The sequence below is a fragment of the Variovorax frigidus genome, from assembly GCF_051216515.1.
In the GTDB taxonomy this organism is placed as follows: domain Bacteria; phylum Pseudomonadota; class Gammaproteobacteria; order Burkholderiales; family Burkholderiaceae_C; genus Variovorax.
Map to the genome: position 1 here is coordinate 512,376 of NZ_JBPJZF010000003.1, position 25,480 is coordinate 537,855.

Consider the following 25,480-nt stretch of genomic DNA (forward strand, 5'->3'; position numbering starts at 1 on the left):
CCGGAGACATCGCATGAACCTGCCTTTCCTGCCCCTTGCCTACTGGTGCGTGCTGGTCGCCGCCTTGCTGCCCTACGTGTGCGTCTGGATCGCCAAGGCCGGCAGCTTCGGCCCGCGCGACAACGTGTCGCCGCGCGACTGGGCCTCGAAGCAGAGCGGCTGGCGGGCCCGTGCCAACGCAGCGCATGCCAACAGCTTCGAGGGCCTGCCTTTCTTCATCGGCGCGGTGCTCATCGCGCACCAGCTCGACGCCGCGCAGGCGCGCATCGACGCGCTGGCCGTGGCCTATGTCGTGCTGCGGCTGGTGTACATCGCACTCTATGTGCGCGGTGTGGGCACGGCGCGCAGCGCCGTCTGGACGCTGGGTGTGCTGGTCAACATCGCGCTCCTTTTCGCGGATCGCTGACCGCTCTTCCGGGGGCCATGCCCCCCCCTTTTTGTTTACGTGGAAACCCCCACGGGATGTTCCCGATGCAGGGGGTGCATGCGCGCGCCTAAGCTCGATTCGGTCTTCAAACCGAATGACACAACAGGGACCAAGCGCCATGCTCAATCGCCGCTCCTTCACCTCCGCCGCCGCGCTGGGCGCCGCATCGATCGCCGTGCCGCGGGTCGTCGCGCAGGCCAAGCCCGAGAAGACGCGGGTCTCCATCGCCGTGGGCGGCAAGGCGGCGTTCTACTACCTGCCCTTGACCATCACGGAGCAGCTGGGCTACTTCAAGGCCGAGGGGCTCGACGTGGAAATCTCCGACTTCGCCGGTGGTGCGCGCGCCTTGCAGGCGGTGGTCGGCGGTTCGGCCGACATCTGTTCTGGCGCCTACGAGCACACCATCAACCTGCAGGCCAAGAACCAGATGTTCCAGGCCTTCGTGCTGCAGGGGCGGGCGCCGCAGATCGCGGTCGGTGTCTCGACCAAGAACATGGCCGGCTACAAAGGCATCGCCGATCTCAAGGGCAAGAAGATCGGGGTCTCCGCGCCCGGCTCGTCGACCAACATGGTCGCCAACCTGGTGCTGTCGCGCGGTGGGCTCAAGGCCAGCGACGTGAGCTTCATCGGTGTGGGCGTGGCCGCGGGCGCGCTCACCGCGCTGCGCTCGGGCCAGATCGATGCGATCAGCAACACCGATCCGGTGATGACCATGCTCGAGCAGAAGGGCGACGTGCAGATCATCAGCGACACCCGCACGCTCAAGGGCACGCACGACGTGTTCGGCGGCCTGATGCCCGCGGCCTGCCTCTATGCCTCGTCCGAATTCATCCAGAGGAATCCGGGCACCTGCCAGGCGCTGGCCAATGCGATCGTCCATGGCCTCAAGTGGCTGCAGACGGCCGGCCCCAGCGACATCATCAAGACCGTGCCCGAGACCTACCTGCTGGGCGACCGTGCGCTGTACCTCGCGTCCTTCGACAAGGTGCGCGAATCGATCGCCATCGACGGCCTCGTGCCGGCCGAGGGCCCCAAGACCGCGCTGACCGCCATCGCCAGCTTCGACCCCAGCGTGAAGGCCGACAAGATCGACCTGAGCAAGACCTACACCAACGATTTCGCGCGGCGCGCGAAGGAACGCTTCAAGGCCTGAGCGCAATCGGCGACCCGGCCCCGGCCGGGTTTTTTTCTTGGCCGCAACCGCTGATCGGTCGCCTTCATCCGCACCATGTCCACCGATTCCACCTACGCCCTTGAACTCATCGACATCCAGTGCACCTTCCGCGCGAAGGACGATGCCAGCCAGCGCTACACCGCAGTGGCCGACACCACGCTGCGCATTCGCGAGGGCGAGTTCGTCTCGGTGGTCGGTCCCACGGGCTGCGGCAAGTCGACGCTGCTCAATGTGGGCGCCGGTTTGCTGGCGCCTTCGTCGGGCACGGTGAAGGTGTTCGGACAGCCGCTCGAAGGCATCAACACGCGTGCCGGCTACATGTTCCAGACCGAGGCGCTGATGCCCTGGCGCAGCGCGCGCGACAATGTGATGGTGGGGCTGCAGTACCGGGGCGTGTCCGATGCCGACGCGGCCGCGCAGGCCGAGCAATGGCTCGCGCGCGTGGGACTCGCCGGCTTCGGCGACCGCTATCCGCACCAGCTCTCGGGCGGCATGCGCAAGCGCGCGGCGCTCGCGCAGACGCTGGTGCTCGACCCCGACATCATCCTGATGGACGAGCCCTTCAGCGCGCTCGATGTGCAGACGCGCCAGCTGATGGAGAACGAGGTGCTCGAACTCTGGAGCCGGAAGAAGAAGGCGGTGCTCTTCATCACGCACGACCTCGACGAGGCCATCGCCATGAGCGACCGCGTGGTGGTGCTGTCGGCCGGCCCGGCCACGCACCCGATCGGCGAATTCGCGATCGATCTCGCGCGGCCGCGCGACGTGGCCGAGGTGCGCACGCACCCGCGCTTCGTCGAGCTGCACACGCAGATCTGGAACGTGCTGCGCGACGAGGTGCTCAAGGGCTATGCACAGCAACTGAAGAAGGCGGCCTGAGATGGAACACACCCGATGCGCCTGCGGCGCCTCCCCCTCGAGGGGGCGATACCGGTGGCCCGGCAAAGGCGGTTCCACGGTATCTCTGGTCTTGGCCGTGGTGGCATCTGAGGTGATGGGCTGACATGCAGCTGAAACCCACCGAACGCAATGCGCGCGCCTGGCAGATCGGCCTGCTGGTCGTGCTGCTGCTGGCCTGGCACCTCGTGTCGCGCGACGACAAGGCGGCTTTCTTCCTGGGCGAACCGATCCAGGTGGCGGGGCGCATCTGGAGCTGGTTCCTGCCCTTCGCCGTGCCGCCCAACCTGCTGTTCCCCGAAGGGCTGCCCGGCAACGCGGACATCTACCGCCACCTCGGCACCACGCTGCTCGAAACCGTGCTGGCCTTCGGCATCGGCACGGTGCTGGGGCTGGCCTGCGGGCTCTGGCTGGCGCTCGCGCCCACGGCGAGCCTGATCCTCGACCCCTACATCAAGGCCGCCAACTCGATGCCGCGCGTGATCCTGGCGCCGATCTTCGCGCTGTGGTTCGGCCTGGGCATCTGGAGCAAGGTGGCGCTGGCGGTCACGCTGGTGTTCTTCATCGTGTTCTTCAACGTCTACCAGGGCGTGCGCGAGGTGAGCCCGGTGGTGCTGGCCAACGCAAAGATGCTGGGCGCCAACCAGCGCCAGCTGCTGCGCACGGTGTACCTGCCGAGCGCGACGAGCTGGGTGTTCTCGAGCCTGCACACGTCGGTGGGCCTGGCCTTCGTGGGTGCGGTGGTGGGCGAATACCTGGGCTCGGCGCGCGGCGTCGGCTACCTGATCCTGCAGGCCGAGGGCACCTTCGACGTCAACACCGTGTTCGCGGGCATCGTGGTGCTCACGGTCTTCGCGCTGGCGCTCGACGGCATCGTGGGACGGGTCGAGCGGCGGCTCATGAAATGGCAGCCACGCAGCGGCGAGACCGAGAAGCTCTGAGCACGGCCCGCGAGGGCGGCATGCCCAGGCGCGCCGTGTCGCGACGGCCGCTCAGCGCTTCTGCTTGGACGGCGTGCCGCCGCGCCTCTCGCGCACGATCGGGGCGGGTTTGCTCTTCACCACGGTGGGCCTGGACTTGACCACCGCAGTCTTGCCGGCCAGCGCCTGGCGTGCTGGCGCCTTGGCGCCCACGCCGCGCGGCGTGCCGGTGCCCACGCGGGCGGCGCGCGCCGCTTGCACCGGCAGGTAGACGACCACGCTCAAGCCGCGCTGGAACACGTGGTTGGCCTTGACGTCGTTCCATTCGGCCACGCTGGATGCGCTCAGGCGATAGCGCCGCGCGATGCTGGCCACGCTGTCGCTGCGCCCGGCCTTGACCGTGGTGCGGCGCGTGACGATCTCGGGCTGGAAGCTCAGATGCCCGGTATCGGCCACCAGGGCGGCCACGTCTTCCTGTACCCGTGCGCCGCGCGGCACGATCAGCGTCGAGCCGGCCTTGATCAGCATGCGCGGCGGCACCTGGTTGATGGCGCGCAGATCGGCTTCGCTCATGCCCGAGCGCTGGGCGGCGTCGGCCACGGTCATGGTGCCGGGCACGGTCCAGGCAGTCCAGCTCGCGTACTGGCCCTGGCTGTAGGCCTCGAAGTTGCGCTGGAACACCGCGGCGTTGTCCCAGGGCAGCAGGATCTGCGGCGTGCCGGCGGCCAGCAGCACCGGCTTGTGGGCCGCGGGGTTGAGCGCGCGGAAATCCTCGATGCGCACGTCGGCCAGCTTCGCGGCCAGCGCGACGTCGAGGTCGCGCGTGAGCGTCACGGTTTGGAAGTAGGGGTGGTTGGCGATCACCGGCAGGTCGACGTTGAAGCGCTGCGGATCGGCCACGATGTTCTTGACCGCCTGCAGCTTGGGCACGTAGCCGCGCGTCTCGGCCGGCATCGTGAGGTCCATGTAGCCGGTCGGCAGGCCGGCGCGCTGGTTCTTGGCGATCGCGCGCCCGACGCTGCCTTCGCCCCAGTTGTAGGCCGCCAGCGCCAGGTGCCAGTCGCCGAACATGGTGTAGAGGCGCTGCAGGTAGTCGAGCGCGGCGCGGGTGGAGGCCAGCACGTCGCGCCGGTCGTCGCGGAAGATGTTCTGCTTGAGGTCGTAGTCGTTGCCGGTCGCCGGCATGAATTGCCACATGCCGGCCGCGCGCGCGCTGGACACGGCCTGCGGGTTGAAGGCGCTCTCGATGAAGGGCAGCAGTGCCAGTTCGGTCGGCATGTTGCGGCGCTCGAGCTCCTCGACGATGTGGAAGATGTAGCGGTTGGAGCGCTCGGTCATGCGCTGCACGTAGTCGGGCCGCACCGCATACCACTGCTCCTGCTCGCGCACCGTGTCGGTGTTGAGATCGGGCATCTTGAAGCCGCGGCGGATGCGGTCCCACATGTCGACCGGGGGCGCCAGCGTGACCACGCTGCGCGCACTCGCGCCGGAGCGACCGGCGGTGATGGGCGTGAGCACACCGCCGGGGTAGACGGGGGCGGCGGAGCCTTCGGGCAGTGCGACGGGCGGCATGCCGCCGCTGGTGGCGGGGAGGTCCGTCGACGAAGGCTGCTGCGTGCTTGCGCAGCCTGCGAGAAAGACGGCGCCTGCCAGGCAGACGGCGGAGAGGAATTTCATCGGAAGTCGTTTTTCCATTGGCGCAATGCGGCGAAGACTTCGACCTCGGCCGCATCGGCGCCGAGGTGGGCCTGAGCGTGCACGGCTTGAAGGACGGTGGCTTCGCGGCTGCGAAGAAAGGGGTTGATCCGGCGCTCGGTGCCGAGCTGCGAGGGCAGTGTCGGCGTACCGTGCGCGCGCAGCGATTCGCAATGCGCCGTGTAGTGAGTCAGATCGGCGTTGCCGGGTTCCACCGCACGGGCAAAACGCAGGTTAGCAAGTGTGTATTCGTGCCCGCAGCAGACGCGGGTGTCGCCCGGCAGCGTAGCCAGCGTGTCGAGCGATGCCAGCATCTGCGCCGGCGTGCCCTCGAAGAGTCGGCCGCAGCCGCCCGAGAACAGCGTGTCGCCCGAGAAAAGGATCGGGGCTTCGGCATGGCGCGCGTCGGCGGGCAGGAAGAAGGCGATGTGGCCGGCCGTGTGGCCCGGGATGTCGAACACCTCGAAGCGCAGGCCCAGGGCTTCGGCATGGTCGCCCTGTGCCAAGGGGGTGTAGGGCTCGGGGATGGTTTCGCCGGCGGGGCCGAAGACGCGGGCCCCGGTGGCCTCGCGCAGCGCCGCCACGCCGCCCGTGTGATCGGCGTGGTGGTGCGTGACTAGAATCGCGGCCAGCTGCAGATGTGCGCGCGCAAGCGCATCGAACACCGGTTGGGCGTCGCCCGGGTCCACCACGATCGCGTGGCTCCCGTTCTGCAGCATCCAGATGTAGTTGTCGGCGAAGGCGGGCAGCGGAACGAGGGTCATGAGCGGTCAAATTATAGGTTTGCAGGATTGGTTCGAGACCCCGCCTGGCCAGTACCTGCTGGCATGGGAGCAGGCGCAGTTCGACCAGGCCGTGGCCGATGTCTTCGGCTACCACGCGCTGCAGCTGGGTTCGGGCCGCATCGACGCGCTGCGCAGCAACCGCATGCCGCACCGCTGGCTGGCCCTGGCCGATGCCGTGCCCACGGGCCGGGCAGCACTGCTGACCGAGTTCTCCGCCTTGCCTTTCCCTGCAAATAGCCTGGACCTGATCGTGCTGCCGCATACGCTCGAACAGAGCCCCGATCCGCATGCGACGCTGCGCGAAGTCGAGCGCGTGCTGGTGCCCGAGGGCCGGGTCATCATCTGCGGCCTGAACCCCACCAGCCTCTGGGGCATGCGCCAGCGTCGCGCCCATCTTTACAGACGGCTGGGTTTCGGCGAGCTGTTCCTGCCCCAGACAGGGGACTTCATCGGCTACTGGCGCATGCGCGACTGGCTGCGCCTGCTGAGCTTCGAGGTGGAGTCGGGGCGCTTCGGCGTGTACCGTCCGGCGGTGCGCAGCGAAGCCTGGCTGGAGCGCCTGCGCTGGTTCGACACCGCCGGCGAACGCTGGTGGCCGATCTTCGGCGCCGTCTATTTTCTGGTCGCGGTCAAACGGGTGCGCGGCATGCGCCTGCTGAGCGCCGACTGGCGGCGTGGCTCGCAGCGCGCCAGCGCACCCGTGCCGATCGCCGGCCGGATGCATCGCGAACCTGGTTCGCACCACCCATCATCGAACAAAGGAAACGGTTCTTGAACGAAGTACAGATCTACACCGACGGGGCTTGCAAGGGCAACCCCGGCCCGGGCGGCTGGGGCGCCTGGCTCAAGTCGGGCCCGACCGAGAAGGAATTGTTCGGGGGCGAACTCGCCACCACCAACAACCGCATGGAGCTGCAGGCCGTGATCGAAGGCCTGGCCGCGCTCAAGCGGCCCTGCAAGGTCATCCTGTACCTCGACAGCCAGTACGTGCGCCAGGGCATCACGGAATGGATCAAGGGCTGGAAGGCCAAGGGCTGGATGACCGCCAGCAAGCAGCCGGTGAAGAACGTCGAGCTGTGGAAACGCCTCGACCAGCTGGTGCAGGAGGGCGGGCACCAGATCGAATGGCGCTGGGTCAAGGGCCACTCGGGCGACCCGGGCAACGAGCGGGCCGACATGCTCGCAAACAAGGGCGTGGACAAGGCGCTGGGCCGGATCTGAGTCAGGGTCATGCCTCCTTGCATGAGGCATGAATTTTGCTAGAGTGTTTGCAGACGCCACCGGCGGTTCCCGTTCTACGGCCACTCATTCGTCCGAAGCATGAACCTCGACTACTCCACCGACACGGTCGACCCTGGCCAACGCTTCGACTACTGGAGCGACGTGGTTTGCAGGCACTTCATTCCCGCCAAGAGCCTGGTGCCCGATCGCGAGCATTTCAATGCGCGCTTTCTGGTGCGCTCGCTGGGCAGTCTCACGCTGGCCGAAATGTCGTCTCCACGATGCCTGTGGGAGCGCGATGCCCAGCACCTGCGCAGCGGGCCCAACGAAGACTTCATGCTCAGCCTCATGGTGTCGGGCCACGGCGTGCTTTCGCAGTCGGGCCGCAGCGTGGTGCAGCGCAACGGCGACATCGTGTTGTACGACGCCGCTCGCGCCTTCACCTTCGACCTCGCGCCCGAATCGGCGCTGCTGGTGCGCATCCCGCGCAAGCAACTGCTCTGCCGGGTGCCAGAGGCGCACAACCTCACGGCCATGCATCTGGCCGAAGGTCATCCCATCGCCAGGCTGCTGGGCAATATGCTCCGCGAGGCGGTGGTGCTCGAGCTGTCGGGGCGCGATGGCATGCAGGCCAGCTTCGCCAGCGCGTTGCTCGACATGCTCTCGGCCGCGTTGCAAGTACAGGTCGAAGGCACCGACTTGGCGCGCTCCGGGCATGGCGCACTGCTCCAGAAGACCCGCGACTACATCCTGGCGCACCTCGACGACTGCGAGCTCGACGTCGAGCAGATCGCCCGCGCGCAGAGCGTCTCGACCCGCACGCTGGCGCGGGTCTTCGCAGAGCAGGGCACCACGCCGATCCAGTGGTTGTGGAAGCAGCGGCTCGAGGCCAGTCATCGCGCGCTGTTCGAAGGCCGGGTGCGGCAGGTCACGCAGGCGGCTTTCCAGTACGGCTTCAGCGACATGTCGCACTTCTGCCGGGTCTTCAAGAAGGCCTACGGCGTGACACCGCAGACGCTCTTGCGCCGGCACTGAGTCAAGGTCGCGACTGGCGGTTCCAGTCGAGCGGATTGGCTCTGGGAGCCAAGCCTTCGTTGCGGTTGTTCCCTATCGTGAAGCTCACCCTTCACGCATGGAGACGACGATGCAAAGCCCACCCCCTGCAGAGCGCGCCGATGTCGCTGCGCTGGCCCGTTGCGCGGCCCTGAACCTGAGCGCGGAACGCCTCGCGGCAGTCGAGGCCATCCTGTTGGTCTGGATTCCAGCAGCCAACGAACTGAGCCGCAAGATGAGCGAGCCCGCGCATCAGGCGCTGATGCCGGTCACCGCCTTCACGCACGCGCATGAGCAGCCGGAGGACGCTGCATGAGCGCAGCGCCGGGCCGCCCCAAGCAAGCTCGCACCGCAGCGCGCAGCGCGAAGGTTTTCGAATGAGCGCAGCGCCGGGCCGCCCCAAGCGAGCTCGCACCGCAGCGCGCAGCGCGGAGGTTCTCCAATGAGCGATGTGCTCGAACTCACACTGTCGCAGGCCGCGCGCCTGGTGCGGGAGCGCAAGCTTTCTCCGGTCGAACTGGTCGAGGCCTCGCTGGCCCGCATCCGCAAGCACGACGGCGTGCTGAAGTCTTTCATCACCGTGTTCGATGAGCAGGCGATGCAGGTGGCGCGCGCGGCCGAGCTGCTGTCTGACGCGGGCCACGAGCTCGGCCCGCTGCAGGGCATTCCGATCGCGCTGAAAGACAACGTCGCCGTGCGCGGTACGCGCACCACGGCGGGCAGCAAGGTGCTGTCCGACTGGCTGCCGGAAACCGATGCCACCGTCACCACGCGGCTGCGGCAGGCCGGCGCGGTGTTCGTCGGCAAGACCAACATGCACGAGTTCGCCTGGGGCGGCACCTCGGCCAACCCGCACTACGGCGCCGTACGCAACCCGTGGGACACGACGCGCTTCCCCGCCGGCTCCAGCGGTGGTTCGGCCGTGGCGGTGGCAGCGCGCTTCTGCTTCGGAGCCATCGGCACCGACACGGGCGGATCGATCAGGCTGCCCTCGGCCATCAACGGCATCGTCGGCTTGCGTCCGACCTATGGGCGTGTCAGCAACCACGGCGTGGTGCCGCTCGCATGGAGCATGGACACGGTGGGCCCGATGACGCGCACCGTGGAAGATTGCGCGCTGATGTTCGGTGCCATCGCCGGCTTCGATGCCAAGGACGCCGGCAGCGCCCAGCGCGCCACCGACGACTGCCTGAAGGACCTGGCCGACGGCTGCAGGCACCTGCGCATCGGCGTGGTGCCTGGGTACTTCTTCGAGCGCCTCCAGGTGCCCGTGCATGACGCGGTGAAAGAGGCGCTCGCCACCTTCGTCGACATGGGCGCGCAGCTGGTGGACGTCGACATCCGAAACATCCACGGCAACATTTCCGCCCAGCTCACCATCGAGTCGGCCGAGCCCAGCACCTACCACCAACGCACCCTGCGCGAGCGTCCGCAGGACTACGGCGACGACGTGCGCACGTTGCTCGAGGCCGGCGAGTTGCTGTTGGCCACGCAGTACCTGCAGGCGCAACGCTATCGCGCCTTGCTGCGCAGCGAGTTCCTCGAGGCATTCCGCAGCGTCGACGTGTTCATCTGTCCCTCGCTGCCGTTCGTGGCCACGCGGATGGGCGAAACCAGCGTGGAGATCGTTCCGGGCCAGTTCGAAGACATGCTCTCCGCGATCATGCAGTTCACCGGTGTGGCCAGCCTCACGGGCCTGCCCTCGCTGAACCTGCCCTGCGGCTTCGACCCCGATGGCCTGCCCATCGGCATGCAGATCATCGGGCGGCCCTTTGCCGAGGCCACGCTGCTGCGCGCCGGCCATGCGTTCCAGCTGGCCACCAACTTCCACCGGCGCGCACCCGTTCTGCGCTGAAAGTCATGGGCTGACCGAACCAGCACATCGCAATGGCGCTGTGAGCAAAGCGCCTGCAGCCGCCTGCCGATAACTTCGATGCCAGCTCTCAGCGTGCTTCCAGAGCCATTTTTTTCAACGACCGGAGTTTTCCAGCCATGTCGAACGACGATCTGCACTACCTCGAACTTCTCGAAGTCGGCCGCCTCATCCAGTCCCGGGAATTGTCCTCGGTCGAGGTGACGAAGGCGCAATTCGCGCGCATCGAGAAAGTCGATGGTGCCCTCCGTAGCTATGTGCGCGTGATGACCGACTCGGCGCTGACCGAGGCCGCGCGCGCCGATGCCGAGATTGCCAAGGGGCAACTGCGGGGCCCGCTGCAGGGCGTGCCGGTCGGGGTCAAGGACCTGTGCTGGACCGAAGGCGTGCCGACCGCCGCCGGCATGACGCTCTACAAGGACTTCGTTCCCACCGAAGACGGCACCGTGGTGCGCAAGCTGCGCGAGGCGGGTGCGGTCATCCTCGGCAAGCTGCAGCTCACCGAGAGCGCGTATGCAGACCATCATCCGACGGTGTCGCCGCCGGTCAATCCGTGGAATGCGGCGCACTGGCCGGGCGTGTCGTCGAGCGGTTCGGGCGTGGCCACGGCGGCCGGGCTTTGCTACGGCTCGCTGGGCACCGACACGGGCGGCTCGATCCGCTTTCCTTCGGCCGCCAACGGCCTCACGGGCCTGAAGCCGACCTGGGGGCGCGTGAGCCGCCACGGCGCCTTCGAGCTGGCCGCCACGCTCGACCACATCGGCCCGATGACGCGCAGCGCGGCCGATGCAGGCGCGATGCTCGGCGCCATCGCCGGGGCCGACGCGAACGACCCGACCGCGAGCCAGTTGCCCGTGCCCGACTACCTCACCGACATCGGCAAGGGCCTGGCCGGCCTGCGCGTGGGCATCGACACCCGCTGGACCACCGAAGGCGTCGATGCGCCGACGCGCGCGGTGCTCGATACTGCCATTGCGGCCGTGAAGACGCTGGGCGGCGAGCTCCGCGAAGTGAGCTTCCCCGACCCCGCGCAGGCCATCGAGGACTGGTTCCCGCTGTGCGGCATGGAAGCCGCCGTGGTGCACGAGAAGAACTACCCGTCGCGCAAGGATATGTACGGCCCCGCGGTGGCCGGCCTGATCGAGCTCGGCCTCGCGCAGCGCGGCGTGGACTACCAGAAGATCGTGCTGCGCCGCCACGCCTTCAGCGGCAAGGTGAGGGCGATGTTCCAGGACATCGACCTGCTGCTGATTCCCGCCACGGGCATCGCTTCGCCGACCATGGAGCGCATGTCGCAGATGGGTGTCGACGCCGAGTTGATGGCCGCGATGCTGCGCTACACCTGTCCGTTCGACATGACCGGCAGCCCGACGATCACGCTGCCCGGCGGCTTCACGCCCGCGGGCATGCCGGTGGCCTTCCAGTTCGTGGCACGCCACTTCGACGAAGCGCTGCTGGTGCGCGCGGGCGTCGCTTTCCAGCAGGCGACCGACTGGCACCGCAAGCACCCGGCGCTCTGAGTCTCTTTCTTCCCTTCATCACACCCCTCGAAAGCACATCACCATGAAACTACGTCGCGCGCTTTTCTCCCTGGGTTGCACGGTGGCCCTCACCACCTCCGCATGGGCCGCCGATCCGTTGAAGGTCGGGCTGATGGAAGACGTCTCCGGCGACCTCGCCTTCATGGGCAAGCCCAAGCTCAACGGGTCGCTGCTGGCCGTGGAAGAGATCAACAAGGCCGGCGGCATCATGGGCCGGCAGATCGAGCTGATCCACCTCGACCCGCAGGGCGACAACGCGCGTTACCAGGAGTTCACGCGCCGCCTGCTGAGCAAGGACAAGGTCGACGTGCTCATCGGCGGCATCACCTCCGCCTCGCGCGAGGCCGTACGACCCATCGTCGACCGCACGCAGACGCCGTACTTCTATACCAACCAGTACGAAGGCGGCGTGTGCGACGCCAACATGATCAGCATGGGCGCGGTGCCCGAGCAGCAGTTTTCCACGCTCATTCCGTACATGGTCGAGAAGTTCGGCAAGAAGGTCTATGTGGTGGCGGCCGACTACAACTTCGGCCAGATCAGCGCGGAATGGAACCGCTCGATCCTGAAGGACGTCGGCGGCACCGTGGTGGGAGAGGAGTTCATTCCGCTGGGCGTGTCGCAGTTCGCGCAGACCATCCAGAACATCCAGAAGGCCAAGCCCGACTGGTTGCTGATGCTCAACGTGGGCGCTGCGCAGGACTCGTTCTTCGAGCAGGCGGCCGCCGCCAAGCTGAACCTGCCGATGGGCTCGTCGGTCAAGGTGATGCTGGGCTTCGAGCACAAGCGCTTCGCGCCGCCGGCGCTCAACCGCATGCACGCCACGGCCAACTGGTTCGAAGAAATCGATTCGTCCGCGGCCACCGACTTCAAGAAGCGCTGGCACGCCAAGTTCCCCAATGAGCCGTACATCAACGACATGGGCTACAACGCCTACAACGCGCTCTACATGTACAAGACCATGGTGGAGAAGGCCAAGTCGACCAAGCTGGCCGACCTGCGCAAGGTGATCGCGTCGGGCGACGCGTGCATCGAGGCCGGCGAGGGAAAGGTCTGCATCGATCCGAAGAGCCAGCACGCCTCGCATCAGATGCGCCTGATCGCGGTGGACGAGAAGCACAAGGTCAACGTGGTGAAGGACTACGGGACCATCCAGCCGTACTGGCTCGGAAAGATCGGTTGCGACCTCACGAAGAGCAACGACAAGAAGCAGTACACGCCTTCGGACCTGCCGAAGAAGTCCTGATGTTAGCGCCTCCCATTCGCGCCATTGGCGCCCCTTGAGAGGACCTTGCGGTGTTCGCCGAAATCTTTTCGTTCTTCTACCAGTTCGCGGACGTGTTCGCGTTCCTCATCCTGTCGGCTGCCGGCCTGGCGATCGTCTTCGGGATGATGGGCGTGATCAACATGGCGCATGGCGAGTTCATCATGTGCGGGGCCTACGTCACGGTGGGCCTGGTGCATGCGGGCTTTCCGCTGCCGCTCGCGCAGCTGTTCGGCACGCTGGCCGCCGGGCTCATCGGCGTGCTGCTGGAGTGGAGCCTGGTGCGCAAGCTCTACAAGCGTCCGCTCGATTCGCTGCTCGCCACCTGGGGCCTGAGCCTGATCGTCACGCAGGGCATGCTGCTGACGGTGGGCTCGTCGGTCACGGGCATCGGCACGCCCGAAGGCAGCTTCGTGGTGGGTGACTACACCTTCTCGGTGTATCGCATGGTGCTGTTCGCGGCGGCCGTGACGGTGCTGGGCGGCATCTACTTCGTCTTCATGCGCACCCGCTTCGGCGTGCAGGCACGGGCGACGATGCAGAACGCCCAGATTGCGCAGGCCACCGGCGTGCGCGTGGGGCGGGTGTATGCGCTGAGCTTCGGTATTGGCGCTGCGCTGGCAGGGCTGTGCGGTGCGCTGTACGCGCCCACCATGACGCTGATCCCGACGATGGGCGCGGCCTTCCTGGTCGAGAGCTTCGTCACGGTGGTGGTGGGCGGCGCCAACGTGCTGTTGGGCACCGCGCCGGCGGGCATCCTGCTGGCGGTGATCCGCACCGGCCTGAACGGCTGGGGCGGCCAGATCGTGGGGCAGATCGGCATGCTGCTCGCGGTGATCGTCGTCATCCGCATCCTGCCCGAGGGCGTCTCGGGCTGGCTGGCCCGCAAGACCCGATGAACCGCTGAATCGACGGAGTCACATCGCATGTTCCAACTCATCAACGGCCCGCAGACGCTCGGCACCACGCGCGTCTTCTGGCTCCCTTTTCTGGCGGTGCTCGCCCTGGTGTTGCTGTACCCGGTGGTCGCCGACGCCTACGACGTGGGCAACATGGCCTATCTGCTGACCTGGGTCTTCATGGCCATGGGCCTGTGCCTGGTGTGGGGCTACGGCGGCATGCTGTCCTTCGGGCAGACGCTGTTCTTCGGCATCGCGGGCTATGGCTACGGCGTGCTCGCCATCAACCTCGGCGGGGAGGCGGGAACGACCTTCCTCGCGCTGCTGGGGGCCTTGCTGCTCGCCGCGCTGGCCGCGGCGGTGCTCGGCTACTTCATGATCTGGGGGCGCGTGGGCGGCGTGTTCTTCGGCATCGTCACGTTGTCGGCCACGCTGGTGCTGGCCTTCTTCCTCGGGCAGACGGCGGGGCCCGAGTGGCACATCGGCAGCGCACGGCTCAACGGTTTCAACGGCATGAAGGACATGGCGCCGCTGAACCTGCCGTGGCTCGGTGGCGAGACGCTGTACTTCGACGGCATGGCGCTCTATTACCTGGTGGTGGGGCTGATTCTCGTGGTGTACATCGGCCTGCGCATGCTGCTCAACTCCCGCTTCGGCAATGTGATCGTCGCGATGCGCGAAGATCCGCAGCGTGCCGAGCTGCTGGGCTACGACGTGCGCAAGTACCAACTGGCGACCTTCGTCATCGGCTCTGCGCTGGCGGGGCTGAGCGGGGTGCTCTATACGTCGTGGGGCCAGTTCATCACGCCGGCGAGCATCGGCCTGCCGGCAGCTGCGATGCCTATCGTATGGGTCGCGTTTTCGGGGCGCGGCGACATCACGGCCACGATGGTCGGCTCATTCCTGGTGCTGTGGGCCTTCCAGACGATCACGGTCTACAGCCAGCAAGCCGCATTGCTGCTGATGGGTGCCATGCTGCTGTGCACGGTGATGGTGGCGCCGCAGGGCTTCGTCATCGGCGTGGTGCAGGCGGTGCGGCGCCTGTTTGCGCGGCGTGGCGACGCAGCCGTGAAAGAGCGCGCAGTGGCGGATGCGCAGGAGGTGCGTGCATGACCGCATTGCTCGAAACCCGCTCGCTGACCAAGCACTTCGGCGGCCATGCGGCCGTGTCCGATGTGGATCTGTCCGTGAAGCAGGGCGAGATCCACTGCCTCATCGGCCCCAACGGCGCGGGCAAGAGCACGCTGTTCAAGCTGATCTTGGGCACGCACGAGGCCACGTCGGGCCACATCGCCTTCCAGGGCGAGGACGTGACGCGCCAGCGCCCTTTCCAGCGCGTGCAGCAGGGCATGAGCATCAAGATGCAGGCGCCCAGTGTGTTCAAGGAACTGCCGGTGCGGCAGAACATCCACATCGCGCTGCAACACCACGTCGTCGGCCGCGCGGAACTCACGCGCGAGGAAGACCGGCTGTTGGAACTGCTCGACCTGGCGGCCGACGCGAAGAAGCCGGCGGGCGAACTGGCCCACGGCCAGCAGCAGTGGCTGGAGATCGGCATGGCGCTGGCGTTGAAGCCCGTGTTGCTGTTGATGGACGAGCCCACGGCAGGCCTGTCGCCGGAGGAAACCTTCAAGACCGGCGAGCTGATCCAGAAGCTCAATGCCGAGGGCATGACGGTGCTGGTGGTCGAGCACGACATGGCGTTCATCCGTCAGATCGCGCAGCGCGTGACGGTGCTGCATTTCGGCAAGGTGTTTGCCGAAGGGTCCATCGGCGAGGTCATCGCCGACCCGCGCGTGGCGGAGATCTACCTGGGAAAAACACATGAGCACTGACATCGTTCTCGACGTGAAAGGACTGCACGCGAGCTACGGCGCCACGCCGATCCTGCAGGGGGTGGACCTCACGGTACGCAAGGGCGAGATCGTGAGTCTCATCGGGCGCAACGGCGTCGGCAAGACGACCACCATGCGCTGCCTGATGGGTCTGCTGCGCACGCGCGGCGGCAGCGTGCAGCTGCGCGGGCAGGAGATATCGGCGCTGCCGAGCGACGCGCGGGCGCGGCTGGGCATCGGCTATGTGCCGCAAGGCCGCGACGTGTTCGCGCGCATGACGGTGGCAGAGAACCTGATGGTCGGCGAACTGGTCGGCGGGCCGCACGGCAAGAAGCTGCCCGACCTGGTCTATCAGTACTTCCCGCGTCTCGCGGAGCGCAGAAACCAGCTGGCCGGCACCATGTCGGGCGGCGAGCAGCAGCAGTTGGCCATCGGCCGCGCGCTGGTGGGCAACCCGGTGCTGATGCTGCTCGACGAGCCCTCCGAGGGCATCCAGCCTTCCATCGTGCAGCTGATCTGCGACGTGCTGCGCGCCATCCGGCGCGACCTGGGCACGACGATTCTCTTCGTCGAGCAGAACCTCGACACGATCCTCGACGTGGGCGAGCGCGCCTACGTGATGGAGAAGGGCCGCGTGGTGGGCCGCATCGAGGCGGACCACATGAACGCGCAGACCGTGCGCAACCACCTGATGATCTGAAGGACAACACCCATGAGCTGGCTCGACCAATCGATCATGCACACGCGCGGCATCGGCCGCGAACGCAGCATCGTCACGCATGAACTCACGGAGGCCAGGCAGGGCACGTTCCACTTCACCATCGGCCCGTACTCGAATGCGGTGATGACGGTGAAGCCCGGCGATCGCATCGCGGTGGAAACGCGCGATGCCTTCGACGGCAAGGTGAAGACCGAGCAGGACCTGCCCTCGAAGGTGCTGACCATGCCCTTCGTGAATCCGCAGAACGGCCCGATCATGGTCGAGGGGGCGGAGCCCGGCGACACCCTCGCGGTGTACATCGAGTCGATGGCACCGCGAGGGCCCAATCCGCGCGGCACCTGCTGCATGATCCCGTCGTTCGGCGCGCTCAGCGGCACCGCCTTCACCGCGCTGCTGAACGAGCCGCTGCCCGAGATCACCCGCAAGATCGACGTGGACGAGGAAGGCGTGTACTGGAGCAAGCGCGTCACGTTGCCGTACAAGCCGCACATCGGCACGCTGAGCTGTTCGCCCGCGATCGACTCCATCAACAGCCTCACGCCCGACCAGCACGGTGGCAACATGGACCTGCCCGACATGGGCCCGGGCAGCATCACCTACCTGCCGGTGCGCACCGCGGGCGCGCGGCTCTTCATCGGCGACGCGCATGCCTGCCAGGGCGACGGCGAGGTGTGCGGCACGGCGGTGGAGTACCCGAGCCTCACGACCATCCGCGTCGACCTCATCAAGGGCTGGACGCTCGAATGGCCCCGGCTGGAAACGGCCGACATGATCATGGCCATCGGCAGCGCCCGGCCGCTGGAGGACGCGACCCGCATCGCCTACAAGGAGCTGGTGCTGTGGATGGAGGCCGAATACGGCTACGACCGCTGGGACGCCTACATGATGCTGAGCCAGTGCGGCAAGGTGCGGCTGGGCAACTTCGTCGACCCGAAGTACACCGTGGGGGCGGGAATCTCGAAGACCTATCTCGCGCCCTGAAGCCTTCAGGTGCATCGGGTGGTCACGATGCCGGGCAAGCGCGCGGCGCGCGAGGACCTGCCCTGCTCAGACGACGCCGTCGAACAGCATCACGTCGACCGGCTCGCCGGCCGCCACGCTGCCCTGGTCGTGGTGCAGCACCACCAGACCATTGGCTTCGACCATCGACCGCAGCACGCCCGAGCCCTGGTTGGCGGCGATGCGCACCTCGGGCAGCGTGCCCGGCACCGTGCGCACGAAGCCGCGCTGGTACTCGGTGCGGCCCGGTTTCTTGCGGATTGCGGTGGCCGTGGTCGCGCGCAGCATCGGCGGCGGTGCGCGGTGCGCGGCATTGCACCCCATGCGCTGCAGCAGCGCAGGGCGCACGAAGGCGAGAAAGGTCACCATCGTGGCCACCGGATTGCCCGGCAGCCCGAACAGCAGGGCGTCGCTGCCGTCGCCGCGGGCGATCAGGCCCACGGCCATCGGTCGGCCCGGCCGCATGGCGATGCGCCAGAAGGCGATGTCGCCGAGTCGCTGCATCACGGCGCGCGTATGGTCGGCCTCGCCGACGCTCACGCCGCCGCTGGTGACGATCACGTCGGCCTGCTGCGCGGCCTGGCGCAGCGCGGCTTCGAGCGCCGCCGGGTCGTCGCGCACCACGCCGAGGTCGAGGACCTCGCAGCCCAGCCGCGTCAGCAGGCCGAGCAGCGTGTAGCGGTTGCTGTCGTAGACCGCGCCTTCGCGCGTCGCTTCACCCAGGCTCAGGATTTCGTTGCCGGTCGAGAAGCTGGCCACGCGCAGCCGCGGCCACACCGGCAGGGTCGCCAGACCGAGGCTGGCGGCAAGGCCCAGCGCAGCGGGGCCCAGGCGGTCGCCTTCGCGCAGTGCCGGGCCGCCGGCCGCGAGGTCTTCGCCGGCCAAGCGGCGGTTGGCGCCGCGGCGCAGCGCGGTGGTTGCAAAGCGCACCTCGCTACCGTCGACGGTGCACAGCTCTTGCGGCACGACCGTGTCCAGGCCAGGCGGCATCACCGCGCCGGTCGTGATCCGGACCGCTTCGCCGGCACCGACCTTGCCGTGCCAGCAGGTGCCCGCCAGCGCCACGCCGGCGACGCGCAGCCGGCATTCGCCCGCGGCGCTGTCGAGCACCAGCCCGTCGAAGGCGAAGCCGTCCATGGCCGAGTTGTCGTGCGGCGGCACGTCGAAGGGCGAGACGATGTCCCGAGCCAGCACGCGGTCGAGCGCGAGATGCAGCGGCACCGTCTCGTGGGCCCGGCCAGCGGCCGGCGTCACGAGCCGGGCCAGGAAGGCGTGCACGCCCTCGACGCTCAGTGCCTGCGGGTCATGGCCGTGCAGAGCGGCTGCGATCTCGGCGATGCGGCTCATCGCGGCGACCGGGCTTCGAGCGCCTGCAGCTCGGCCAGCGTGTTGGCGTTGGCGAAGGCGTCCGGTGCATCGTCCGGCCTGTCGAAGCGAACCTCCACCGTGCGATGGTCAGCCGTCCAGGCGTCGATCTTGCGGCCGCCTTGCGCGATGAAACGGGCAAGGCTGTCGCGCAGCACGGCGGGCAGCAGGCAGAACACAGGTTGCGGTCGCCACACGGCGGCGCCTTGCGCATCGGCCTCGGGGGCGCAGGCGATGGCGATTTCGGCATCCTCCGCCTCCAGCGCATCGGCCATGCGGCGGGCGAGGTCGCGCGGGAACAGGGGCGTGTCGCAGGGCACGGTCAGCAGCCAGGGCGTGTCGCAATGTGAGAGCCCGGCGAGGAAACCGGCCAGCGGGCCGGGCTGGCTGTCGTCGGCGTCCGGCCAGACCGGCGCGCCGAAGGCTTCGTAGGTCGCGAGGTTGCGGTTGGCATTGAAGCGCAGCGCACCGACCTGCGGAGCCAGACGCCGTGCCGCGTGCCGAGCCAGCGGCACGCCGTCGAAGGGCTGCAGGCCCTTGTCGACGCCGCCCATGCGCGCGCCGCGGCCACCGGCGAGCACCAGGCCCGTGATGTTTTGCGTGGAAATCTTCATCCGCCGATGTAGCTCATCTCGACACGGCGCGGCGCGGCCGGGTCGCTCGTGTCGGGGGCGCGCAGCGCGCGCAGTTCGGAGTAACGGTCGGAGCGGCCCTGCCAAATGTGGCCGATGGCCGACAGGATGGCGGCGTCGCCAGCCACCGGGTCACCATCGCCGCGCAGCAGAGGGCGCAGATCGTGCCCGCTGCTGGCGAACAGGCACAGGTAGAGCTTGCCTTCGGTGGAAAGCCGGGCCCGGCTGCAATCGCCGCAGAAAGCCTGTGTCACGCTGCTGATCACGCCGATCTCGCCACCGCCGTCTTCGAAGGCCCAGCGCTGCGCGGTTTCGCCAGGCGCGGACGCCTGCAGGGGCCGCAGCGGGAACTCGGCGGCGATGCGCGCGATGACCTCGGCCGAGGGCAGCACCTCGTTCATGCGCCAGCCGTTGGTGGCGCCGACGTCCATGTACTCGATGAAGCGCAGCACCGCGCCGGTGCCGCGGAAATGCCGCGCCATCGGCAGGATTTCCTGATCGTTGGTGCCGCGTTTGACCACCATGTTGACCTTGACCGGCAGGCCGGCGGCCTGGGCCGCGTCGATGCCGGCCAGCACCTCGGTCACCGGAAAGTCGACGTCGTTCATGCGGCGGAACACCGCATCGTCGAGGGCGTCGAGGCTCACCGTCACACGCTGCAGGCCGGCCGCCTTCAGCGCCTCGGCCTTGCGGGCCAGCAGCGAGGCATTGGTGGTCAGCGTCAGGTCCAGCGGCTGGCCGTCGGGCGTGCGCAGGGTCGCGAGCTGTTCGACCAGCGCTTCGAGGTTCTTGCGCAGCAGCGGCTCGCCGCCGGTCAGCCGGAGCTTGCGCACCCCATGCGCCGCGAACAGCCGTGCGAGCCGCGTGATCTCTTCGAAACTCAGCAGCGCGCTGTGGGGCAGGTAGCGGTAGTCCTTGTCGAACACCTCTTTCGGCATGCAGTAACTGCAGCGGAAGTTGCAGCGGTCGGTCACGCTGATGCGCAGGTCGGTGAGCGGGCGCCCGAGCCGGTCGTGCAGCGACCCCGTGGCCGGGACCGTCGGCGCGACCTGCGCCGCCGATGCCCCTAGCGAGGCGCGGCCGATGTCGGCAAGGGGGATGAAGGTCTCGTTCATGGGTGGGCAGCGTGCAGCGGCCAATTTACCTGATCGCTCCGGCCGTTCGGGCAGCCGGGACAAGCCGATGCGGGCAGGGCGGGTTCGCCCTCGTCGGTAAAACCCCTGGATGGACTTCGTTGATGAGAATGACTATCATTTAAACACCCGAACACGCAAAACTCCATTCGACGCAAAGGGTGAACCGAGAGGCGCTTTGCATGAACCGATCCCTGGGTCTTCCGCTCACGCCGGTCGAGCCTCCGCCCCCCGGGCTGCCCGAATGGGAAGGCCTGATGCGCAGCGTCTGCGCCCATGCCGCGCTGCGCGCCGGCTGCATGCCGTTCTCGCACGGCGCCACGCTGCACTGACCGATTTCTGTTTTTCAAGGAACCTTGCCATGCCTCACGTCCTTCCCCGCCTGCCTTATGCCTATGACGCGCTGGAGCCGCACATCGACGCGCAGACGATGGAAATCCATTTCACGAAGCATCACCAGACCTACGTGAACAACCTCAACGCCGCGCTCGCCGACACCGAATTCGCCGAGCAGACCGTGGAGCAGTTGATCGTGAACATCGACAAGCTGCCCGAGGCCCTGCGCGCACCGGTGCGCAACAACGGCGGCGGCCACGCCAACCACAGCCTGTTCTGGACCGTGATGTCGCCCACCGGCGGCGGCGCGCCCACCGGCGAGCTGGCCCGCGCGATCGAGGCCGACCTGGGTGGTTTCGATGCCTTGAAGGCGGCGTTCACCCAGGCCGCGTTGACGCGCTTCGGCAGTGGCTGGGCCTGGCTCGGCGTTTCGAAGGAGGGCCAGCTGGCCGTCGAGAGCAGCGGCAACCAGGACAGCCCGCTGATGCGCGGCATCGGATCCGGCAACACGCCCATTCTCGGACTCGACGTGTGGGAGCACGCCTACTACCTGAAGTACCAGAACCGTCGCCCCGAATACATCGCGGCGTTCTACAACGTGGTGGATTGGGCCGAAGTGGCGCGGCGCTACGCCGCAGCGCGTGCCTGAGGAGCACAGGATGAACGAGACACGGTCGGTGGCGGTGCGCCAGGGATGGTCGCTGCGGCATGGCATCGGCTGGCTGATCGTGGCGGCCGGGGTGCTGGTGCTGCTCGCGCAGGCCTGGCAGTTCGTGGCCGGCAACCCGGTCGTCTTCAATGCCTTCGTCGGTGGTTCGGTGGCGGCGCTGGCCACGGCGCTGGGAACGCTGCCGGTGCTGTTCGCGCAGAAGCTGTCGGACCGCGTGCAGGACACGCTGTTCGGCTTCGGCGCCGGCGTGATGCTGGCCGCCTGCGCGTTTTCGCTCGTGATCCCCGGTCTCGCGGCTGCGCGTTTCAGCGAAGTCTTCGGCGGCGGCCCGTGGGCGGCCGGCGGCGTGGTGGGCAGCGCGATCCTGCTCGGTGCGCTGGCCTTGCTGATGCTCGACCGCGTGCTGCCGCACGAGCATTTCATCAAGGGGCGCGAGGGCCAGTCGGCGCAAAAACTGCGGCGCACCTGGCTGTTCGTGATCGCGATCGCATTGCACAACCTCCCCGAGGGCCTGGCCATCGGCGTGGGCTATGCAGGCAACGAGGGCCTGCGCGCCAATGCGCTGGCCACGGGCATCGCGATCCAGGACGTGCCCGAAGGCCTGGTGGTGGCCGTGGCGTTGCTGGCCGCGGGCTACAGCCGCGCGTTCGCGGTCGGGTTGGGCATGGCTTCGGGCCTGGTGGAGCCGATCGGCGCCGTGATCGGCGCCGCCATCGTGGGCTACTCGGCCGCGCTGCTGCCCTGGGGGCTCGGCTTCGCGGCCGGCGCCATGCTGTTCGTGATCAGCCACGAGATCATCCCGGAGTCGCACCGCAAGGGGCACGAGGCTTTCGCCACCGGCGGACTGATGATCGGCTTCGTGCTGATGATGATGCTCGATACGGCCTTGGCCTGACAAGCGCGTCTTCCGGTCTGTTCGTGGAACACCGCGGAACCGGCTTCGCCGGGCCGCTGGTGTTGCCCCGGAAGGGGGCAAGCCTGGTGGGGAGAGCCAGTCTTCAGCCGTGCTTGACCGCGATGGTCTTCAGCGTGGTGAAGCCGTACAGCGCCTCGAAACCCTTCTCGCGGCCGTAGCCCGAGGACTTCACGCCGCCGAAGGGCAGTTCGACGCCGCCACCGGCGCCGTAGTTGTTGATGAAGACCTGGCCGGCGCGCACGCGCTTGGCCATGCGGAACTGGCGGGCGCCGTTCTCGGTCCACACGCCGGCCACCAGGCCGAACTGCGTCGCGTTGGCCAGCGCTACGGCTTCGTCCTCGTCGCGGAAGGACATGGCGGCCAGCACCGGGCCGAACACTTCTTCCTGCGCCAGGCGGTGGTCCACCGGCACGTCACGCAGCAGCGTGGGCGCCTGGTAGAAGCCGGTCTCGGGGGCTTCGTCGACCACCACGCCCTGCGCCACCATCGGGATGCCGGCGACCTGCGCGTCGGACAGGAAGTCCCAGACGCGCTGCTGCTGGGTCTGGCGGATCAGCGGGCCGACGTCCAGGTCCATCGCGGCCGGGCCGACGCGCAACGCCTCGAAGGCCTTGCCCAGGCGCTCGAGCACCAGCTCGTAGATGTCGCGTTCGATCAGCACGCGCGAGCCGGCCGAGCAGGTCTGGCCGGCGTTCTGCACGATGGCGTTGATCAGCGTCGGGATGGCGGCGTTGATGTCGGCGTCGGCGAACAGGATCTGCGGGCTCTTGCCGCCCAGTTCCAGCGTGACCGGGCAGTGGCGCTCGGCCGCGATCTGCTGGATCAGCGTGCCGATCTTGGGGCTGCCGGTGAAGCTGATGTGGTCGATGCCCTCATGGCGCGCCAGCGCGTCGCCCACCTCGTGGCCGTAGCCGGTCACGATGTTGAGCGCGCCGGCCGGGAAGCCGGCTTCGGCCGCCAGTTGGGCCACGCGGATCAGCGACAGGCAGGCGTCCTCGGCGGGCTTGACCACGCAGACGTTGCCCGCGGCCAGGGCGCCGCCCACGCTGCGCCCGAAGATCTGCATCGGGTAGTTCCAGGGGATCACGTGGCCGGTCACGCCGTGCGGCTCGCGCCAGGTGAACACGCTGTAGCCGTCCTGGTAGGGAATCGTCTCGCCGTGCAGCTTGTCGCAGGCGCCGGCATAGAACTCGAAGTAGCGCACCAGCGCCAGCGCATCGGCGCGCGCCTGCTTCACGGGTTTGCCGCAATCGCGCTGTTCGAGCAGCGCGAGCTCGTCGACGTGCTCGGCGACCTTCTGCGACAGGCGGTAGAGCAGGCGGCCACGTTCGGCCGCGCTCACCTTGTGCCAGACGCTCTCGAAGCAGTCGCGCGCAGCGCGCACCGCGGTGTCGATGTCGGCCGCGTTGCTGCGCTGGATCTCTTCGAAAACCTGGCCGTCCGACGGGTCGATGACGGGCAGGGTGCGGCCCGACGAGGAGGGCACGTCGGCATTGGCGATGTAGTTGAGTTGCATGTCGGATCACGCGGCTGAGAGCCGCTCTGAAGGGGGTCTTGGGAAGCGTCTGGAAGGGTCGGTCCGCAAGCGCGGTATGGTCGGTACCCAGCCGCCAATGGTAAGAGGCCTGCGCCCATCGCGCCGGCACTGCCTGGCGCGGACCTTGCAAACGGCCCTGAATGCCCCAACTTCGATCCATGAACGCAACTCCCAACATCAGTCTCGACGTCACCGAAAGGTTGGCCCAGCTCCTCGAGCGGCTCGACCACAGCGCCGTGCCGGTGGGCGCAGACCAGTACCGTTCGGTCGTGATGCACCTCGTGCACGAATTCACCGACCTGGCCCCGAGCGTCGCGCTGGGACCGCTGCTCGACAGCTATCCGGCCGCCGCCGAGGTCTACGAAAACCTCCAGTACCCGCACGCCGGCCTGTGCCGCTCCGGCCTGGACGCCGCCATGGCCGCCGAGCTGCGCGCCAAGGAAGCCATCGCCCGCGCCATGGCCCTCCCCACCGCACCGGACGCCGACCATGTCCAAGGATGATGTGAAGACGGCCGTGGTGGCCGACGGACTGCGTTACAAGTCCAAGCCTTCGGGTTCGCCGTTCCGGGCGTCGTCGTCCTTCAGCGGCGCGACCATGTCCTGCTTCATGTGCGGCAAGCACCGCCTGCGCTCGCAGATGCGCACGCGTCAGGTTCTGGGCAAATCCCAGAGCGTCTGCGCCCCTTCGTGCAAGGTACTGGCGGAACAACTCGACGGCGCCGGACCGGTCGCAGAGGGCGGGTAAGCGCGTACTGCCCCACAGGTTTCCTGTACTTTCGAACGATGTAGTTCAAACGGGTACTTGAATTTCGGGATGCACTGCAGTGAAATGACGTGTAAGAATTAGAAACAAACGATTCTTGAGTTTTCGATTGTTCTGATTCTGGGGCGGCTGGTCGTCCGTTCTGCGGGAGATGCGTTCTCCCGGAGCGATTCCCGACCGGGCTCCAAGGAGGATCCTTTTGAACAACCCGCGTCACGTCATCATGCAGGTCGTCAAGCGTTCCGGCGGCGCCACGCACCACGTGAGCTTCACCATCGACGATCACTTCGTCGAGCGGCTTGCGCAATTGCGCTCGCTGATTCCTCCCTTGACGTCTCTCCACAAGCAGCGCGACCTGGTGATCGACAAGGTGCGCGTGCGCCTGCCCACCGCGGTCTGGCGTGCCGGCTCGCAGGTCGAGGACCAGATCGAAGGTTCGTGCATCGTGATCGCGAACGAAGGGCTTTTCAGTTGCGGCGGCAAGGACCGCCGCACGAAGGAGAAGCTCGTGACCTATGCCTTCTCGATCGCTCGCCTGAGCGAACTGCACGCCGAGCGTCGCGCGGGCGAGACCTTCTACATCCGCGACGGCGTGTTCACCAACGACGAGCCGGCCGACTCGGCGGCTGGCCGCTGGGTCGCCTCGCTGCTCGAGTTCGAGGAGATGCGCGTGCCCGATGCGCCCTCCGATTTCGATACCCTGCAGGGCGTCCCGCTGCGCACCGAGCAGAGCGCCCTTACGCGCCCCGGGGTGCGCTTCAACTGAGCGCCCTTCGGTGCTCCAGTAGACTGCGCGGCCTGAAGGCCGTTGCGATCTCCGCA

28 protein-coding genes are annotated in these 25,480 nt (G+C 67.7%); 22 read left to right on the forward strand and 6 right to left on the reverse strand.

The window, feature by feature from the left end; all coding sequences use genetic code 11:
- The first annotated feature begins 13 nt into the window (after positions 1-13).
- The 4 genes from ACSFBC_RS11730 (at position 14) to ACSFBC_RS11745 (ending at position 3,439) form a co-directional block, all read left to right on the forward strand.
- A complete protein-coding gene (locus ACSFBC_RS11730) occupies positions 14-406 on the forward strand; it encodes an MAPEG family protein (protein WP_435510491.1) in 393 nt (130 codons plus the stop codon).
- A gap of 139 nt (positions 407-545) precedes the next feature.
- Positions 546-1,580 (forward strand): ABC transporter substrate-binding protein, encoded by a 1,035-nt coding sequence (locus tag ACSFBC_RS11735; RefSeq protein WP_435510492.1) that lies wholly within the window; start codon positions 546-548, stop codon positions 1,578-1,580.
- Positions 1,581-1,655: 75 nt separating this feature from the next.
- Positions 1,656-2,480, forward strand: a complete 825-nt coding sequence (locus ACSFBC_RS11740) for an ABC transporter ATP-binding protein (protein ID WP_435510493.1) — start codon at positions 1,656-1,658, stop codon at positions 2,478-2,480.
- Between the two features lie 125 nt (positions 2,481-2,605).
- Entirely contained in the window at positions 2,606-3,439 is an 834-nt protein-coding gene (locus tag ACSFBC_RS11745; protein ID WP_435510494.1) for an ABC transporter permease, read from the forward strand.
- Between the two features lie 51 nt (positions 3,440-3,490).
- On the opposite strand, the gene ACSFBC_RS11750 is transcribed toward ACSFBC_RS11745, so the two are convergent.
- Both ACSFBC_RS11750 and gloB read right to left on the reverse strand, forming a co-directional pair.
- Complete coding sequence (locus ACSFBC_RS11750) at positions 3,491-5,095, reverse strand: transglycosylase SLT domain-containing protein (RefSeq protein WP_435510495.1); 1,605 nt, start codon at positions 5,093-5,095, stop codon at positions 3,491-3,493.
- Positions 5,092-5,877 (reverse strand): hydroxyacylglutathione hydrolase, encoded by a 786-nt coding sequence (gene gloB / locus ACSFBC_RS11755; protein WP_435510496.1) that lies wholly within the window; start codon positions 5,875-5,877, stop codon positions 5,092-5,094. The genes ACSFBC_RS11750 and gloB overlap by 4 nt, the downstream gene beginning before the upstream one ends.
- Between gloB and ACSFBC_RS11760 the strand changes: the two genes are divergently transcribed.
- The 12 genes from ACSFBC_RS11760 to ACSFBC_RS11815 all read left to right on the forward strand — a co-directional run bounded on the left by ACSFBC_RS11760 (position 5,876) and on the right by ACSFBC_RS11815 (position 17,286).
- A complete protein-coding gene (locus tag ACSFBC_RS11760) occupies positions 5,876-6,673 on the forward strand; it encodes a class I SAM-dependent methyltransferase (RefSeq protein ID WP_435510497.1) in 798 nt (265 codons plus the stop codon). The two genes, gloB and ACSFBC_RS11760, sit on opposite strands and share 2 nt — an antisense overlap.
- Positions 6,670-7,119 (forward strand): ribonuclease HI, encoded by a 450-nt coding sequence (gene rnhA / locus ACSFBC_RS11765; RefSeq protein WP_435510498.1) that lies wholly within the window; start codon positions 6,670-6,672, stop codon positions 7,117-7,119. Before ACSFBC_RS11760 ends, rnhA begins: the two co-directional genes overlap by 4 nt.
- A 99-nt stretch (positions 7,120-7,218) precedes the next feature.
- Entirely contained in the window at positions 7,219-8,154 is a 936-nt protein-coding gene (locus tag ACSFBC_RS11770; RefSeq protein ID WP_435510499.1) for a helix-turn-helix domain-containing protein, read from the forward strand.
- Between the two features lie 109 nt (positions 8,155-8,263).
- A complete protein-coding gene (locus ACSFBC_RS11775; RefSeq protein WP_435510500.1) occupies positions 8,264-8,488 on the forward strand; it encodes a hypothetical protein in 225 nt (74 codons plus the stop codon).
- A 126-nt stretch (positions 8,489-8,614) separates the two neighbouring features.
- Positions 8,615-10,027: an amidase gene (locus ACSFBC_RS11780; RefSeq protein ID WP_435510501.1), complete on the forward strand. Its 1,413-nt coding sequence runs from the start codon at positions 8,615-8,617 to the stop codon at positions 10,025-10,027.
- A gap of 137 nt (positions 10,028-10,164) precedes the next feature.
- On the forward strand, positions 10,165-11,565 hold the full coding sequence (locus ACSFBC_RS11785; RefSeq protein WP_435510502.1) for an amidase: 1,401 nt from the start codon (positions 10,165-10,167) through the stop codon (positions 11,563-11,565).
- 43 nt (positions 11,566-11,608) lie between these two features.
- A complete protein-coding gene (locus ACSFBC_RS11790) occupies positions 11,609-12,832 on the forward strand; it encodes an urea ABC transporter substrate-binding protein (protein ID WP_435510503.1) in 1,224 nt (407 codons plus the stop codon).
- Between the two features lie 50 nt (positions 12,833-12,882).
- The gene (locus ACSFBC_RS11795) at positions 12,883-13,749 is read left to right on the forward strand and encodes an ABC transporter permease subunit (RefSeq protein WP_435510504.1); all 867 of its coding nucleotides are present in this window, start codon (positions 12,883-12,885) and stop codon (positions 13,747-13,749) included.
- 27 nt (positions 13,750-13,776) lie between these two features.
- Positions 13,777-14,862 (forward strand): branched-chain amino acid ABC transporter permease, encoded by a 1,086-nt coding sequence (locus ACSFBC_RS11800; protein ID WP_435510505.1) that lies wholly within the window; start codon positions 13,777-13,779, stop codon positions 14,860-14,862.
- Complete coding sequence (locus tag ACSFBC_RS11805; RefSeq protein WP_435510506.1) at positions 14,859-15,584, forward strand: ABC transporter ATP-binding protein; 726 nt, start codon at positions 14,859-14,861, stop codon at positions 15,582-15,584. Before ACSFBC_RS11800 ends, ACSFBC_RS11805 begins: the two co-directional genes overlap by 4 nt.
- A complete protein-coding gene (locus ACSFBC_RS11810) occupies positions 15,574-16,284 on the forward strand; it encodes an ABC transporter ATP-binding protein (protein ID WP_435510507.1) in 711 nt (236 codons plus the stop codon). Before ACSFBC_RS11805 ends, ACSFBC_RS11810 begins: the two co-directional genes overlap by 11 nt.
- A gap of 12 nt (positions 16,285-16,296) precedes the next feature.
- On the forward strand, positions 16,297-17,286 hold the full coding sequence (locus ACSFBC_RS11815; RefSeq protein WP_435510508.1) for an acetamidase/formamidase family protein: 990 nt from the start codon (positions 16,297-16,299) through the stop codon (positions 17,284-17,286).
- Between the two features lie 66 nt (positions 17,287-17,352).
- Here ACSFBC_RS11815 and moeA read toward each other — a convergent pair whose 3' ends face one another.
- Genes moeA through moaA form a run of 3 tightly spaced genes read right to left on the reverse strand, consistent with a single transcriptional unit; the run spans position 17,353 to position 20,416 of the window.
- Positions 17,353-18,651 carry a molybdopterin molybdotransferase MoeA gene (gene moeA, locus ACSFBC_RS11820; protein WP_435510509.1) on the reverse strand — a complete coding sequence of 433 codons (1,299 nt, stop codon included), beginning with the start codon at positions 18,649-18,651 and terminating at the stop codon, positions 17,353-17,355.
- On the reverse strand, positions 18,648-19,283 hold the full coding sequence (gene mobA, locus ACSFBC_RS11825) for a molybdenum cofactor guanylyltransferase MobA (RefSeq protein WP_435510510.1): 636 nt from the start codon (positions 19,281-19,283) through the stop codon (positions 18,648-18,650). The genes moeA and mobA overlap by 4 nt, the downstream gene beginning before the upstream one ends.
- Positions 19,280-20,416 (reverse strand): GTP 3',8-cyclase MoaA, encoded by a 1,137-nt coding sequence (gene moaA / locus ACSFBC_RS11830; RefSeq protein ID WP_435510511.1) that lies wholly within the window; start codon positions 20,414-20,416, stop codon positions 19,280-19,282. The genes mobA and moaA overlap by 4 nt, the downstream gene beginning before the upstream one ends.
- Before the next feature lie 200 nt (positions 20,417-20,616).
- Between moaA and ACSFBC_RS11835 the strand changes: the two genes are divergently transcribed.
- Genes ACSFBC_RS11835 through ACSFBC_RS11845 form a run of 3 tightly spaced genes read left to right on the forward strand, consistent with a single transcriptional unit; the run spans position 20,617 to position 22,335 of the window.
- Positions 20,617-20,766 (forward strand): hypothetical protein, encoded by a 150-nt coding sequence (locus ACSFBC_RS11835; protein ID WP_435510512.1) that lies wholly within the window; start codon positions 20,617-20,619, stop codon positions 20,764-20,766.
- Positions 20,767-20,795: 29 nt separating this feature from the next.
- The gene (locus tag ACSFBC_RS11840) at positions 20,796-21,419 is read left to right on the forward strand and encodes a superoxide dismutase (RefSeq protein ID WP_435510513.1); all 624 of its coding nucleotides are present in this window, start codon (positions 20,796-20,798) and stop codon (positions 21,417-21,419) included.
- A 10-nt stretch (positions 21,420-21,429) separates the two neighbouring features.
- On the forward strand, positions 21,430-22,335 hold the full coding sequence (locus tag ACSFBC_RS11845; RefSeq protein WP_435510514.1) for a ZIP family metal transporter: 906 nt from the start codon (positions 21,430-21,432) through the stop codon (positions 22,333-22,335).
- A gap of 103 nt (positions 22,336-22,438) precedes the next feature.
- On the opposite strand, the gene ACSFBC_RS11850 is transcribed toward ACSFBC_RS11845, so the two are convergent.
- Positions 22,439-23,872: an aldehyde dehydrogenase family protein gene (locus ACSFBC_RS11850; protein WP_435510515.1), complete on the reverse strand. Its 1,434-nt coding sequence runs from the start codon at positions 23,870-23,872 to the stop codon at positions 22,439-22,441.
- Between the two features lie 179 nt (positions 23,873-24,051).
- Between ACSFBC_RS11850 and ACSFBC_RS11855 the strand changes: the two genes are divergently transcribed.
- The 3 genes from ACSFBC_RS11855 (at position 24,052) to ACSFBC_RS11865 (ending at position 25,424) form a co-directional block, all read left to right on the forward strand.
- Positions 24,052-24,396 carry a hypothetical protein gene (locus ACSFBC_RS11855; RefSeq protein WP_435510516.1) on the forward strand — a complete coding sequence of 115 codons (345 nt, stop codon included), beginning with the start codon at positions 24,052-24,054 and terminating at the stop codon, positions 24,394-24,396.
- Positions 24,383-24,640, forward strand: a complete 258-nt coding sequence (locus tag ACSFBC_RS11860) for a hypothetical protein (protein WP_435510517.1) — start codon at positions 24,383-24,385, stop codon at positions 24,638-24,640. The genes ACSFBC_RS11855 and ACSFBC_RS11860 overlap by 14 nt, the downstream gene beginning before the upstream one ends.
- Positions 24,641-24,857: 217 nt before the next feature.
- On the forward strand, positions 24,858-25,424 hold the full coding sequence (locus tag ACSFBC_RS11865; RefSeq protein WP_435510518.1) for a hypothetical protein: 567 nt from the start codon (positions 24,858-24,860) through the stop codon (positions 25,422-25,424).
- The last annotated feature ends 56 nt before the right edge of the window (positions 25,425-25,480 follow it).